Source organism: Bradyrhizobium sp. SMVTL-02, from assembly GCF_051853005.1.
In the GTDB taxonomy this organism is placed as follows: Bacteria; Pseudomonadota; Alphaproteobacteria; order Rhizobiales; family Xanthobacteraceae; genus Bradyrhizobium.
In genome coordinates, this window is record NZ_CP182469.1 from 856560 (window position 1) to 867587 (window position 11028).

At 64.7% G+C, this 11028-nt stretch carries 9 protein-coding genes and 1 pseudogene; 6 read left to right on the forward strand and 4 right to left on the reverse strand.

Going from position 1 to position 11028, the window contains the following annotated elements; all coding sequences use genetic code 11:
* Positions 1-87: 87 nt before the first annotated feature.
* Positions 88-1614, reverse strand: a complete 1527-nt coding sequence (locus ACNJYB_RS04085; protein ID WP_439372821.1) for a permease — start codon at positions 1612-1614, stop codon at positions 88-90.
* Entirely contained in the window at positions 1611-2360 is a 750-nt protein-coding gene (locus ACNJYB_RS04090) for an ABC transporter ATP-binding protein (RefSeq protein ID WP_439372822.1), read from the reverse strand. Before ACNJYB_RS04090 ends, ACNJYB_RS04085 begins: the two co-directional genes overlap by 4 nt.
* 276 nt (positions 2361-2636) lie before the next feature.
* On the opposite strand from ACNJYB_RS04090, the gene ACNJYB_RS04095 reads away from it, so the two are divergent.
* From ACNJYB_RS04095 to ACNJYB_RS04120, 6 genes are all read left to right on the forward strand, one after another.
* Entirely contained in the window at positions 2637-3512 is an 876-nt protein-coding gene (locus tag ACNJYB_RS04095) for a branched-chain amino acid ABC transporter permease (RefSeq protein ID WP_260387773.1), read from the forward strand.
* Between the two features lie 5 nt (positions 3513-3517).
* On the forward strand, positions 3518-4669 hold the full coding sequence (locus tag ACNJYB_RS04100; protein ID WP_439372823.1) for a branched-chain amino acid ABC transporter permease: 1152 nt from the start codon (positions 3518-3520) through the stop codon (positions 4667-4669).
* Positions 4666-5424: an ABC transporter ATP-binding protein gene (locus ACNJYB_RS04105; RefSeq protein ID WP_439372824.1), complete on the forward strand. Its 759-nt coding sequence runs from the start codon at positions 4666-4668 to the stop codon at positions 5422-5424. The genes ACNJYB_RS04100 and ACNJYB_RS04105 overlap by 4 nt, the downstream gene beginning before the upstream one ends.
* Before the next feature lie 4 nt (positions 5425-5428).
* A complete protein-coding gene (locus ACNJYB_RS04110; RefSeq protein ID WP_211412350.1) occupies positions 5429-6217 on the forward strand; it encodes an ABC transporter ATP-binding protein in 789 nt (262 codons plus the stop codon).
* Between the two features lie 75 nt (positions 6218-6292).
* On the forward strand, positions 6293-8131 hold the full coding sequence (locus ACNJYB_RS04115) for an AMP-dependent synthetase/ligase (protein ID WP_439372825.1): 1839 nt from the start codon (positions 6293-6295) through the stop codon (positions 8129-8131).
* 80 nt (positions 8132-8211) lie between these two features.
* The gene (locus ACNJYB_RS04120; protein ID WP_439372826.1) at positions 8212-9411 is read left to right on the forward strand and encodes an ABC transporter substrate-binding protein; all 1200 of its coding nucleotides are present in this window, start codon (positions 8212-8214) and stop codon (positions 9409-9411) included.
* 184 nt (positions 9412-9595) lie between these two features.
* On the opposite strand, the pseudogene ACNJYB_RS04125 reads toward ACNJYB_RS04120, so the two are convergent.
* Both ACNJYB_RS04125 and ACNJYB_RS04130 read right to left on the reverse strand, forming a co-directional pair.
* Positions 9596-10105, reverse strand: a pseudogene (locus ACNJYB_RS04125) (lysozyme inhibitor LprI family protein); the annotation flags it as partial.
* A 45-nt stretch (positions 10106-10150) separates the two neighbouring features.
* Positions 10151-10882, reverse strand: coding sequence for a transglutaminase-like cysteine peptidase (locus tag ACNJYB_RS04130; RefSeq protein ID WP_439372827.1), 732 nt, complete (start codon positions 10880-10882; stop codon positions 10151-10153).
* Positions 10883-11028: the final 146 nt, after the last annotated feature.

Sequence of the window (11028 nt, forward strand, 5' to 3'; positions counted from 1 at the left end):
TTGCTACCCACCTATACTACCCACATAAGTAAGGCAATTTAGCCTTACCTTCAAGGCGGGCGGCGGCGAGGAACCCCACTGCCGCTCTTACTCCCGTCTTGGGCTGAACTTCCAGGTGACGGCGACGAGGCCTGCTGTGATCAGCCCGCTGATCAGGCCCGCCAGCGGGAGGGCGAGCAGTAGCGCCGCACTCGCCGCCCAGCCGATCGAGGAGAAGGCTTCGGCAAAGGTCGCAAGCCGCGACGAGGTCTGGCGGCGGCGGAATTGGCTGCGCCGCGCCTGGGTCCGGAACCAGAGCTGGATCGCGGTCGCCGACGCCGCACTGACGATGATCGCGCCGGCACTCACGGCGGCCTGGAACGGTGAGGCGAAGGCCAGCGCTCCGACCAGCGGGCAGAAGATGGCGGCGATTGCGATCAGCACCACCTCGATCTTGGCGCGGATGACGCTCGACGGCGTCAGCGGCGCACTCGCGACCAGATCGGGCGCGTCCTCGCCGGAGATCGTCAGCCAGGCGAGCCCGCCGGCGAGCTGTCCCGCCGCCATCACGATCACGGGCGTGATCAGAGTCAGCGCCGCGGAGCTTTCGGCGAAATTGCGCCAGAGCAGCAGTGCCGGCGGCACCAGATAGAGCAGCTGCATCAGGGTCTGCGAGATCAGCCAGGGATCGCGCCAGAGCAGAGAGAATTCCTTGCGCCGCAGCGCCTGTTGCCGCGATCCGCAGCGGAACGCGCGCTGCGTCGCGCTGCGGCGTCCGGACCTGCCGTAAGCGGCGGCGTCGATCGCGGTGTCGGCAAAGCGGCCCGAGAAGATCGCCATGACGCTGCCGAGCAGCACGAGCGCGAGCGCCAGAAGCAGCAGCAGCGCCTCGTTGTCGCCCATCGTCGCCCGCGCCGGCCACCACCAGATGCTGTCGATGTCGGGGGCGCGGGCGGCCATGCTGCCGGAGGTCAGGATGGTCAAGCGGGACAGCGTCCCGTAGGACATGATCGCGGCGACCTGCAGCGCGATCACGAAGCCGGCGCCGATGATGGCGGCGAGGATCTGCGCCACGAGGCGCGTCCGCGCCGGGCCGATCAGGCGGAACAAGAGGATGGTGACGGCAATCGCGATCGCCGCGGCCGACAGGCCCATCGCGATGACCACGCCGAACGCCGCGAGCCAGCGCGGACCCCCGCCGATCACAAGAACGTCGATGAAAGGCGTCGAGAACAGCAGCGCCATCGCGGTGACGGTGAGCGCGATCGCGGCGATGCGCACCGAGAACAGATTGGCCAGCGTCGCTGGCGAGGACATGATCAGGTCGAGATCGGCGCGGGCGTAGAACACCCGCGTCACCGATTCGATCGCCTGCGACAGCATCAAGGTCCAGGCGAGAAAGATCGTCGCCGTGATCACGATCAGCGAGGATTTGTCGAGCGGCAGCTGCAGATCGGCGAAGCGGCCGATCACCGCCCAGGCCGGCACGTGCAGGAGCGCAGCGAAGAACAGCAGGCCGATCACGGCCGCGCGCGCCCGCGTGCGCCTTCCGCCGGTCATCATGGCAAACCATTCGCGCCAGGCGAGCCGCAGCTCGTGGCGGGCGAACCAGGACAGGGCGGTCGCCGAGCTCATGCGGCTTCCTGCAGCGTCACCAGCGCGATGAAGAGATCTTCCAGGCTGGTGTCGGCATGGCCGTTCTGCTGGCGCAGCTCGGTCAGCGTTCCTTCTGCGACCAGGCGGCCCGAGGCGATCACGCCAATGCGGTCGGCCATGCGCTCGGCCACCTCGAGGATGTGCGTGGTCATGATGACGGTGCAGCCGGCGCGGACGCGCTCGCTGAGCAGACCCTTCACATGGCGGGCGGAGACGGCATCCAGTCCCGTCAGCGGCTCGTCGAGAATGATGAGACGGGGATCGTGCACCAGCGCGCCGGCCAGAGCCACCTTCTGGCGCATGCCCCTGGAAAAGCCCTCGCAGCGCTCATGCCGGTGCGGATCGAGACCCAGCGAGTCGAGCAGCGCCTCGGCGACCGGTTCCGAGATCGACGGTGCGATGCCCCAGAGCCCGGCGACGAATTCGAGATATTCGAGCGGGGTCAGCTTGTCATAGATCATGGGTTCGTCGGACACCCATGCCATCACCTGCTTGGCGGCAACGGGGTTTTGGAGCGCATCGATGCCGAAGATCGAGACCGCGCCGGCGTCGGGCCTGAGCAGGCCCGCAACCATGCGCAAAGTGGTGGTCTTGCCGGCGCCGTTGGGGCCGACCAGGGCGTAGAATTCCCCGGCGTGAATGGTGAGATCGAGGCCGTCGACCGCCAGACGGTCAAAACGCTTCGTTAACCCTCGGACTTCCAGCGCCGAGTTGTCCGGCTTCATGACGGCCATACCATCCCGCTTTTGCATCGCCCGCGACCTTGACTTGAAGATGTTTCGGCACCGTGAATCTACGGCCGACAAATTCGGTCATCCGGATTGGACTAAAGGCAACTCACCTTAACAAGTCACCGTTTGTTGACAGCGCACGGGCGTTCAGGCTGAATTGGCGCCGGGACAAATGGAGCTAACGCGGCGAAACGACTGCGTAGCGACTGGACACAAGATGCGGCGAGGCGGCCAAAAGATCCGCCGGTTGCATCCGGAGGATGCGCGGCGATGCTGGATTTCGTTCAGCAGCTGGTCAGCGGTGTTGCGCTCGGCTGCGTCTACGGCCTGATCGCGCTCGGTTTCGTGCTCGTTTACAAAGCGACCGAGGTCGTCAATTTCGCGCAGGGCGACCTGATGATGCTGGGCGGCTTCTTCGCCTTCACCTTCATCGGCATGATGGGCCTGAACTACTGGATCGGCTTTGCCGGTGCGGTGGCCGCCATGGCGCTGTTCGGCATGCTGGCCGAGCGCGTGGTGGTGCGGCCGATCCTCGGCTATCCGCAATTCTCCATCATCATGGCCACGATCGGCCTCGGCTATTTCCTGCGTTCGATCGCCGGCATGATCTGGGGCACCGACGATCTGAAGATCGAGACGCCGTTCAGCCAGGGCGTGCTGCGGATAGGCTCGCTGGTGCTCGCCTACGACAAGCTGTCCGTCATCGCGGCGACGATGATCCTGTGCACGCTGCTCTATCTGTTCTTCAACAAGACCACGCTCGGCACCGCGATGCGCGCCAGCTCCGAGAACATGCTCGCGGCCTATTACATGGGCATTCCGGTCAAGCGCGTGGTCTCGATCGTCTGGGCGATCAGCGCGGCGGTGGCGACCTGCGCCGGCGTGCTGCTGGCGCCGATCACCTTCATCCATTCCAATGTCGGCCTCGTGCTCGGTCTCAAGGCCTTTCCGGCCGCGGTCCTCGGCGGCTTCGGCTCGATCCCGGGCGCCGTGGTCGGCGGCGTGCTGATCGGCGTGATCGAGAGCATGGCCGGCTTCTATCTGGCGGAGGGCTGGAAGGACGTCGCGCCCTACATCGTGCTGCTCACCGTGCTGCTGCTCAAGCCCGAAGGCCTGTTCGGCCTTCACGTCCGCAAGAAGGTCTGAACGCCATGCGCTTCCTGTTCAAGACCGACTACGAGGACGACATCAAGCTGTTTCCGCATTCCGGCTACGTCGTCTCCTACGGCATCCTGATCGCGCTGCTGCTGATCGCGCCCTACGTGCTCTCCAGCTATCTGATGAGCCAGCTCGTCTTCGTCTGCATCTATGCGACCGTCGGCGTGGCGCTCCTGATCCTGACCGGCTTCACCGGCCAGGCTTCGCTCGGGCATGCCGCGTTCCTCGCGATCGGGGCCTACACCGCGGCGTATTTGCAGAAATACAACGTGCCCTTCCCGGTCTATTTCCTCGCCGCCGGCGCCTTGACCGGCATCGTCGGCGCGATGGTCGGCTTTCCCGCCCTGCGCCTCACCGGCATCTACCTCGTCATCGCCACCATCTCCTTTGCCCTGATCGTCGAGGAAATCCTGGCGCGCTGGGAGAGCGTCACCAACGGCAACGAGGGCATGCGGGTCAAGACGCTGTCGCTGCTCGGCGTCACCGTGCCGCGCGACAGCCCGACCTTTTATTATCTCTGCCTTGCCGTGCTGGTGCTGACCATCGTCGGCACGCTCAATCTGCTGCGTTCGCCGACAGGCCGCGCCTTCGTCGCGATCCGCGACAGCGAGACCGCGGCGCGCAGCATGGGCGTCAACGTCGCGCTCTACAAGGTCAAGTCCTTTGCGATCTCGGCCGCGATCACCGGCTTTGCCGGCGTGCTGTTCGCGCACAAGCTCTCCTTCATCTCGCCGGAGATGTTCACGCTCCAGCTCTCGATCGAGTTCATCATCGTGATCCTGATCGGCGGCACCTTCTCTCTGCACGGCGCGGTGCTGGGCGCGATCTTCATCGTGATGATCGATCCCTTCCTCACTTATCTCAAGGACGACATGCCCGGCATCATCGCCGGCGTCGCCGCGACGTTCGGCGCGGGCCCGGCGACCGCGGGCAACATCCAGTCGAAGGTCGCGGCCTTCGCCTCGCTCAACGGCCTGAAGGGCGCGATCTACGGCATCATCATCGTTCTATTCGTGCTGTTCGAGCCGCTCGGGCTCTACGGCCGCTGGCTGAAGATCAAGCTCTTCTTCCAGCTGTTCCCGCTCTACAAGCGCGCCACCTTCAAGCGGCAGAAGATCTACGTGAAGTCGGAGCGCAACCGATGAGCTATTTCCGCGCCGAGAACCTGTCGCTGCATTTCGGAGGCCTCAGGGCCGTCGATGCGGTGTCGTTCGCGGTCGAGAAGGGCGAGATCCTCTCGATCATCGGTCCCAATGGCGCCGGCAAGAGCTCGATCTTCAACCTGATTTCGCGAATCTACCGGCCGACCTCGGGTCGCATCTTCTTCGAGGACCAGGACATCACCGAGCAGCCTCCCTACGACATCGCAAAGCTCGGCATCGCCCGCACCTTCCAGAATATCGAGCTGTTCGAGAACGCGACCGTGCTGTCGAATTTGCTGGTCGGGCGTCACCGCCATTCGACCACGCAGCTCTGGCAGGAGCTCTTGTTCCTGCCGAGGGTGCGCTCCAACGAGAAGGTGCACCGCCGCCGGGTCGAGCAGGTCATCGAGTTCCTCGACCTCGAGCCCTATCGCGACAAGCTGATCTCGGGCCTGCCCTACGGCGTGCGCAAGGTGATCGAGCTGGCGCGTGCGCTGTGCTCGGAGCCGAAACTGATCCTGCTCGACGAACCGTCCTCCGGCCTCAACGTCGAGGAGACCGACGACATGTCGTTCTGGATCCGCGACATGAAGAACGAGCTCGGCGTCACCGTGCTGATGGTCGAGCACGACATGTCGCTGGTCAACCGCGTCTCCGACCGCGTCATCGCGCTGAACTATGGCCGCGTACTGGCGATGGGCTCGCCGGCCGAGGTGCAGCAGCATCCCGACGTCGTCGTGGCATATCTCGGAGCCTGACGCCATGGACGCCGCGGTGACCCCCGATATCATCTTGAAGCTCTCCAACATCGAGAGCTATTACGGGCCGATCATGGCGATCCGCGGCATCTCGCTGGAGGTGCCGCGCGGCCGCATCGTCACGCTGCTGGGGGCCAATGGCGCCGGCAAGACCACGGTGTTGAAGACGATCTCCGGCATCCTCGATCCGCAGAAGGGCGCGATCGAGTTCATGGGCAAGCCGATCCAGCGCATGGAAGCCGACCGCATCGTGCGGCTCGGCCTCAGTCACGTGCCGGAGGGGCGCGAGGTGTTCCCGTTCCTCTCGGTGCGCGAGAACCTGATGATGGGCGCCTATCCGCGCAAGGATCGCGATGGCGTCGCCGAGGACATGGAGCGGGTCTACGGCTATTTCCCGCGGCTGAAGGAGCGCATCAACCAGCCGGCCGGCCAGCTCTCCGGCGGCGAGCAGCAGATGCTGGCGATCGGGCGCGCGCTGATGAACCGGCCGACGCTGCTCTTGCTCGACGAGCCCTCGCTCGGCCTGTCGCCGCTGCTGGTGAAGGAGATCTTCACCATCATCCGCCGGGTCAACGAGGAGCAGGGCATGTCGATCCTGCTGGTCGAGCAGAACGCCAAGGTGGCGCTGGAGACCGCGCATTACGGCTATGTGCTCGAGATCGGCCGCATCGTCATGAACGACAGCTGCGACCGCTTGATGCATTCCCAGGATATCCAGGAGTTCTACCTTGGCGCCAAGGAAGCGGGCGCGCGGGGCGAACGGCGCTGGAAGAAGAAGAAAACGTGGCGTTAGATGGATAACCCCTCCAGCGCACAGACCGCCGGCAAGGCAGGCAGCGGAGGGAAAGGCGACAAGGAGGAGAGGTGCATGGCCCGACCGGCGGTGCTGACGGTCGCTGATACGATCGCAAGGAGCTTCTTGCGCGCAGCGGAGACGCGGGGCGAACGGCCTGCGATCCGCGAGAAGAAGTTCGGCATCTGGCAGCCGACCAGCTGGCGCGAATGGCTGGAGATCTCGAAGGAGACCGCCTATGCGCTGCGTGCCATCGGCTTCGTGCCCGGCGACGTCGCCTCCATCATCGCCAATGCCGTGCCCGAATGGGTCTACGCCGACATGGGCATCCTGTGCGCCGGCGGCGTCTCGTCCGGAATCTATCCGACCGATTCATCCGCCCAGGTCGAGTATCTCGTCAACGATTCCGCGACGAAGGTGGTCTTCGCCGAGGACGAGGAGCAGCTCGACAAGATCCTCACCTGCCGCGCACGCTGCCCGTCCCTGCAGAGGATCATCGTGTTCGACATGGAGGGCCTCGGCGGCTTCTCCGACGACATGGTGATGTCGTTCGACGAGTTTCGCGCTCTCGGCCGCAACCACATGGTCGGCCGCGAGGCGCTGTGGCAGGAGATGATCGACTGCCGCGGCGCCGGCGATCTCGCTGTTCTCGTCTATACTTCCGGCACGACCGGCCCGCCCAAGGGCGCGATGCATGCCAACCGCAGCGTGACGCACCAGATGCGGCACGCCAACGACTTCATCCCGGCGCGCGAGGACGAGGACCGGCTGATCTTCCTGCCCCTCTGTCACGTCGCCGAGCGCGTCGGCGGCTATTACATCTCGGTCGCGCTCGGCTCGGTGATGAATTTCGCCGAAAGCCCGGAGACGGTGCCGGACAATCTGCGCGAGGTGCAGCCGACCGTCTTTCTCGCGGTGCCCAGGATCTGGGAAAAATTCTATTCCGCCATCACCATCGCGCTAAAGGATGCGACGCCGCTGCAGCAATGGGTCTATCGCCGCGCCATCGACATCGGCTATCGCATGGTCGATTGCCGGCTCGAGGGCAGGGCGCCGCCGCTGTCGCTGCGCATCGCCAACCGGGTTGCCTACCTGGTCGCGTTCCGCAACATTCGCCGCATGATCGGGCTCGACCGCTGCCGCATCGCCTTCACGGGCGCGGCGCCGATCGCGCCGGAATTGATCCGCTGGTATCTCGCGCTTGGCATCGACATGCACGAGGTCTACGGCCAGACCGAGAATTGCGGCGTCGCCACCATGATGCCGACGGACCGGATCAAGCTCGGCTCGGTCGGCACCGCCGTGCCCTGGGGCGAGGTCGCGCTGTCGCCCGATGGCGAGATCCTGATCAAGGGCGACTTCCTGTTCATGGGCTACCTCAACCAGCCGGAGAAGACCGCGGAGACGATCGATCAGCGCGGCTGGCTGCATACCGGCGATGTCGGCACCATCGATAATGAGGGTTTCGTCCGCATCACCGACCGGATGAAGGACATCATCATCACCTCCGGCGGCAAGAACATCACCCCGTCCGAGATCGAGAACCAGCTCAAATTCTCGCCCTACATCTCCGATGCCGTCGTGATCGGCGACAAGCGGCCGTATCTCACCTGCCTCGTGATGATCGACCAGGAGAATGTCGAGAAGTTCGCGCAGGATCACGACATCCCCTTCACCAACTATGCCAGCCTGTGCCGGGCGACGGAGATTCAGGACCTGATCTGGCGCGAGATCGAGGCGGTCAATGCCAATTTCGCCCGCGTCGAGACCATCAAGAGGTTCTATCTGATCGAGCGCCAGCTCACGCCCGAGGACGAGGAGCTGACGCCGACCATGAAGCTGAAGCGCAGCTTCGTGAACAAGCGCTATGCCGCCGAGATCGACGCGATGTATCGCGAGCGCGCGGTGGCGTGACGCGCATGCCGACTGGAGATAGCGAAGGAGCGACGGCCCCGCCCTTCGCACAATACGGGCCCAAAGGAGAGGAGTCGTCAATGTCGAAGTCGTTCAACGCGTTCGGCCTTGCTATGGGCGCTATCGCGCTCAGTTGTCTGCCGGCCGTCGCGCAAACCAAGGTCACCAATGAAGGCATCTCGGCAAGCGAGATCGTCATCGGCACCCATCAGGACCTGTCGGGTCCGATCAAGGGCTGGGGCGTGCCCGTCTCCAACGGCATGAAGATGGCCGTCGAGGAGGTCAACGCCGCCGGTGGCATCCACGGCCGCAAGATCCGCCTGGTGGTCGAGGACAGCGGCTATGATCCGAAGAAGGCCGTGCTGGCCTCGCAGAAGCTGATCGAGCGCGACAAGATCTTCGCGATGGTGGGGCCGATGGGATCGCCCACCGTGCTCGCCGCGCAGGATATTTTGCTCGATGCCGGCGTGCTGCAGCTGTTCCCGCTGACGGCGGCCGAGTTCACCTTCAAGTTCGACCCGGCCAAGCCGCAGGAGCGGCTGAAGTTCAACAACCTGCTTCCCTACGTCGAGAGCACGCGCGCGGCGCTCAAATACATGATTGAGGCAAAGAATTTCAAGAAGCCGTGCATCATGCATCAGGACGACGAGTACGGAAAAAACGTGCTCGATGGTTTTAACCAGCAGCTCTCCGCCATGAAGATGCAGCCGGCCTCGATCACAAGCTACAAGCGCGGCGCCTCCGACTTCTCGGCGCAGGTCGCCAAGATGAAGTCCGACGGCTGTGACCTCGTCGTGCTCGGCGCGGTGCTCCGTGAGCCTATCGGCACGATGACCGAAGCGAAGAAGCTCGGATGGGACGTCACCTTCCTCGGTGCCACGCCCGTTAACGTGCTCGAAGTGCCGGCGCTCGGCAAGGAAGTGGTGGAAGGCTTGTATGCCGCTTCGAACTTCGAAATTCCCTACGAAGACACCGCGAAGGGAAAGGTGAAGGACTGGCTCGTCAACTACAAGAAGATGTTCAATGCCGACGCCAACACCCAGGCGATCATCGGCTACAATGCGGTGATGACGTTCGCGCATTATGCCGACAGGGCTGGCAAGGATCTCACTGGCCAGAAGATGCTCGACGCGCTGGAGTCCGGCGACAAGTTCCAGGACATCTTCAATTCGCCGCCGACGGTGTTCTCGAAGACCAATCATCTCGCCACGACCATCACCCAGGTGCAGCAGGTGAAGAACGGCCGCTGGGTTCTGGTGAAGGACAATCTGATGTTTTGATCTCTTGCGGGCATTGATGGTGCACCCTCTCCCCTTGTGGGAGAGGTGGCTTCGCGTGAGCGAAGCCGGGTGAGGGGTCTCTATCCACACGAACGGTTTGCGCGTGGAGAGAACTCCTCATCCGGCGCTTCGCGCCACCTTCTCCACAAGGGGAGAAGGAAGAAAGCACGCCGCGGTCAATGCCCTACGATCCCCCGCCCGCCGTCCCCGAGTTCACCGGCGCCAGCTCGTCCTCGCGGCAGCGCCAGCCGTCGGCGGCTTTGGCGAAGGCGAAGGTTCGCTGGATTCTCAGCCGGCGGGTGACGTTGAAGGCGTCTGCGGACCGCTCCTTGTTGCCGGCGCCCGGTTGCGGACGGCCCGTCCCGGCGTCCCAGCAGGTGCCGGTGCAGCCGGAGGCGACCTTGCTGCATGTGGTGAAGGGGGCCAGCACCACCGTTTCGATCTCGCCGGTGACCTGCGCCTCCTGGTCGGTCACCTGGCTGTCGACCGCGTAGACGCGATTGATGCGCAGAAAATTGCCGCAGGAATTGGCTGCGTGGATCCGCGCGGCGCAGAAATCGACGGCGTCGGTGGGCGGGCGAGTGAGCCGCGACCTGCCGGCCGAACACCTTTCTCGGATCGCCCCTGGCGGCGCGGATCTCGTCGGTCTTGCGCGCGAGTAGTCGACGAGACAATCCTCCGCAGGCTCGAGGGGCGGCGCTTCGCGCCGACCCGTGGGCTCCATCCGGGCTACAAAAGATCAGTGCGCTTCGGCGGGCGCCATCGACAGCCGCACCGGCTCGTCGACATATTTCATCACGGCCGACTGGTAGACGACGAACAGCGGCTGGTAGCTGCGCGCAGCCTCGTCCTCGACCATCGCCATGCGGCGGTTGTCGAGCATCAGCCAGTGGCCGTCCAGCCTTGCGGCCACGACCGCATGCTCTTCGCCGACCCTGATGTCACGCCCCACGACGAGGCGGAGGTCGTCGGCGGCGACGCCGGCAAGCCGCAGTGCAGCCAGCTTGGCGATGGCATAGTCCTCGCAATCGCCGGCGCCGCGCGCGAAGGTCGCAAGCGGCGAGCTCCAGACGTCGTCGTTGCCGTCATTGGCGGGGTGGATGGCGAGATTGATCGCGCGGTTGGTCTCGCCCAGCAGGGCGCGGCCGTCGCGGGCCCGGGCCTGGTCGACGATGGCGAGCAGCTTGAGGGCCGCGGGCGACGCGCAATTGTCGCGGTCGCCGTCGCACAGCGCGAGCTGCACCATGTCGTCGTCGAGCCTGGACTTCAGCGCAGACCATTTCTGCTGAAGGCCGCCGGACGAGATGGCAAAGGCGAACACGCCGAACGGCTCGGCCGATTTGCGCACGATGACACCGGCGCCCGGCGACAGCAGCGTGCCGGCGCGAAGCTCGGCGGCCGATCCGAATAGGACCAGTCCGCAGAGCACAAGGATTGCGCGCCAGGCGCGCGAGCGAGCAGCGGTCTCCATCTGACATCCCCTTGCGGCTTCGCCCAGGTCTCTCTCGACCTCGACGTGCCGGGCTTTGTTGCTTTCGCGGAGATAGTGCGAGACGGGCCGTTTTGCTCTGCTTAACGCGCCCCGCAGGGGGCGCAAAACCGTGGGACAGGCTGAAA

Excerpts from the sequence above, each read along its gene's own strand:
- ACNJYB_RS04105 (WP_439372824.1), top strand. The coding sequence starts at position 4,666 with ATGAGCTATTTCCGCGCCGAGAACCTGTCGCTGCATTTCGGAGGCCTC.
- ACNJYB_RS04110 (WP_211412350.1), top strand. The coding sequence starts at position 5,429 with ATGGACGCCGCGGTGACCCCCGATATCATCTTGAAGCTCTCCAACATC.
- ACNJYB_RS04085 (WP_439372821.1), bottom strand. The coding sequence starts at position 1,614 with ATGAGCTCGGCGACCGCCCTGTCCTGGTTCGCCCGCCACGAGCTGCGG.
- ACNJYB_RS04090 (WP_439372822.1), bottom strand. The coding sequence starts at position 2,360 with ATGAAGCCGGACAACTCGGCGCTGGAAGTCCGAGGGTTAACGAAGCGT.
- ACNJYB_RS04120 (WP_439372826.1), top strand. The coding sequence starts at position 8,212 with ATGTCGAAGTCGTTCAACGCGTTCGGCCTTGCTATGGGCGCTATCGCG.
- ACNJYB_RS04100 (WP_439372823.1), top strand. The coding sequence starts at position 3,518 with ATGCGCTTCCTGTTCAAGACCGACTACGAGGACGACATCAAGCTGTTT.
- ACNJYB_RS04130 (WP_439372827.1), bottom strand. The coding sequence starts at position 10,882 with ATGGAGACCGCTGCTCGCTCGCGCGCCTGGCGCGCAATCCTTGTGCTC.
- ACNJYB_RS04115 (WP_439372825.1), top strand. The coding sequence starts at position 6,293 with ATGGCCCGACCGGCGGTGCTGACGGTCGCTGATACGATCGCAAGGAGC.
- ACNJYB_RS04095 (WP_260387773.1), top strand. The coding sequence starts at position 2,637 with ATGCTGGATTTCGTTCAGCAGCTGGTCAGCGGTGTTGCGCTCGGCTGC.